Origin of the sequence: Streptomyces sp. NRRL S-495, assembly GCF_000966955.1 — a bacterium.
Taxonomy (GTDB): domain Bacteria; phylum Actinomycetota; class Actinomycetes; order Streptomycetales; family Streptomycetaceae; genus Kitasatospora; species Kitasatospora purpeofusca.
In genome coordinates this window covers 1-2258 of record NZ_JZWY01000333.1, presented here as the reverse complement: position 1 = coordinate 2258, position 2258 = coordinate 1, and the positions used below count along the sequence as shown (strand labels likewise).

The 2258-nt window shown below is 74.8% G+C and carries 2 protein-coding genes; both read left to right on the top strand.

The window, feature by feature from the left end:
• Positions 1 to 1549 (top strand): glycogen debranching protein (locus tag VR45_RS18080; protein WP_045940819.1); only part of this gene is annotated, 1549 nt, incomplete at its 5' end.
• A gap of 80 nt (positions 1550 to 1629) precedes the next feature.
• The coding region (locus VR45_RS18075; protein WP_045940818.1) for a serine protease at positions 1630 to 2258 on the top strand (629 nt) is incomplete at its 3' end.

Below are 2258 nucleotides of genomic sequence, written 5' to 3'. Positions count from 1 at the left end.
CTCCCGGCTGCTGGTCACCGCCGGCCCGGACGGGCTGCGGGTGGCCCGGGCCGAGTACGAGACCCGGCTCGCGGACACCGTCGAACTCACCGGGCTGGTGCTGCGGGACGCGGAGGGGCACCCGCTGCCCGTCCGCTCCGCGACCCCCGCGGCGGTCGAATTCGCTGGCGGGGCAACGCTGTTGTTCGCCGACCCCGCCACCCTGGTGCTCACCGGGCACGGCGTGCACGCCTCCTGGCGGCTGCCGGACGGCACGGAACGGGCGCTCGCGCTCGACGGCTGCCACGTCCTGCACGGGCCGCCGGGGGAGTGGTCGGCCCCCGCCGTGCGCGCCGCCGCCGAGGCCCGCTGGGCGGCCTGGTTCGCCCGGATGCCGGCCGTCCGCCCCGACCTCGCCGCGGCCGCCCGGACGGCCTGGTGGACACTGGCCGTCAACCTGCTGCCGATCGCCGGCCGCGAGGGCCTCGTCCCGTCCAAGTACGGCTACGTGGGCGTGTGGAACTGGGACGCGCTCTTCCACGCCGTCGCCCTGCGGCACGCCGATCCGGCGCTCGCCCGGGACCAGATCCTGCTCTTCCTCGACCACCAACTGCCCGACGGCCGACTCCCGGACGTGGTGCACGAAAACGGCGTGCTCGCCGACACCACCGACCTGCCCCGCGCCGACCACGCCCGGCTCGCCGAGCACGTCGGCACCGCCAACGGCGCCCGGCCCACCCCCGAACCGGTGGCGGTCACCAAACCGCCGCTGGCCGCCTGGGCCGTCTGGAAGGTCCACGAAACCGACCCCGACCTGCCCTTCCTCGCCGCCGCCTACCCCCGGCTGGTCCGCGCCCACCGGTGGTGGTTCGCCGCCTCCGACCCGGACGGCGACGGCCTGCCCGAATACCTGCACCCCTACTCGTCCGGCCTCGACGACAGCCCGGTCTGGGACTACGGCCCCCGCGCCGAACCCCCCGACCTCAACTCCTACCTGGTCCTGGAGGCCGACCGGCTGGCCGACATCGCCGACGCCCTCGGCCGAACCGCCGAGGCCGCCGACTGGCGCTCGCGCGCCGCCGCCCACACCGACCTCCTGGTCGCCCGCCGCTGGGACGGCACCCGCTTCACCACCCTGGCGGCCGGCGCCCCCGTGCCCGTCCGCACCGCGCTCGACCTGATGCCCCTGTTCACCGGCCGACTGCCCACCGGGATCGCCGCCACCCTGGAACGCACCCTGCGCTCACCCGCCTACTGGGGCGAACGGCCCGTCCCCACCGTGGCCTTCGACGACCCGGCCTTCGACCCGGAGGCGATGTGGCGCGGCCCGGTCTGGCTCAATATCAACTACCTGCTGATCGAGGGCCTGCACCGCTCCGGATTCCCGGACACCGCCGAGGAGTTGCGCCAACGCACCCTCGCCATGGTGCGCGAGGGAGGCGGCCTCTACGAGTACTGGAACCCCCGCACCGGCACCCGGGCGGCCCGGGCCACCTCCGGCTTCGGCTGGTCCGCGGCGCTGTTCGTCGACCTCGCCCGGGCGGACCGACAATCAGACTCTCCCCATTGACCGGACAGACCTGATGCATCGTCACTAGTCTTGCTGCTTGCGAACGGAGGAACATCGGCAACGGACAGGGAGTACCGACCGTGCGAACCCGGCTCAGGAACACCGCCGTCGTCCTCGTGGCGACCCTCCTCGCCGCCGCGGCGGCACTGACCGCCGCGGCCCCGGCGAACGCCGTCGTCGGGGGCACGGCGCTGCCCCCGGGGCAGGCCCCCTACCTGGTCTCGATCGGAAGGCCGACCCACGTCTGCGGCGGCACCGTCATCGGTGCCACCTGGATCCTCACCTCCGCCCACTGCGTCGCTGGCGCCGCCCCGACCGACCTCCGGGTCCGGGCCGGCACCCTGATCCATGCCTCCGGAGGAGTGCTGGTCGGCGTCGCGGAGGTCGTCCCGCACGGCTCCTACAACGCCTCGACGATCGACTACGACCTCGCCCTGCTGCGCCTCACCAAGGCGCTGCCGCTCGGTGCCGGCATCGCCGCCGTCCCGCTCGCGGCCAACGGCAACGACCCCTCCACCGGTACCGCCCGGGTCTCCGGCTGGGGCGCGACGACCTCGGGCGGCCCGATCGTCGCCGCCGCCCGTGTCGTCCCGGTGCCCCTCATCAGCCGGGCCAAGTGCCGTACCGAGTACGGCGCCACGGTCATCACCGACCGCATGCTCTGCGCCGGGGAGGACGCCGGCGGCAAGGACGCCTGCCAGGGCGACAG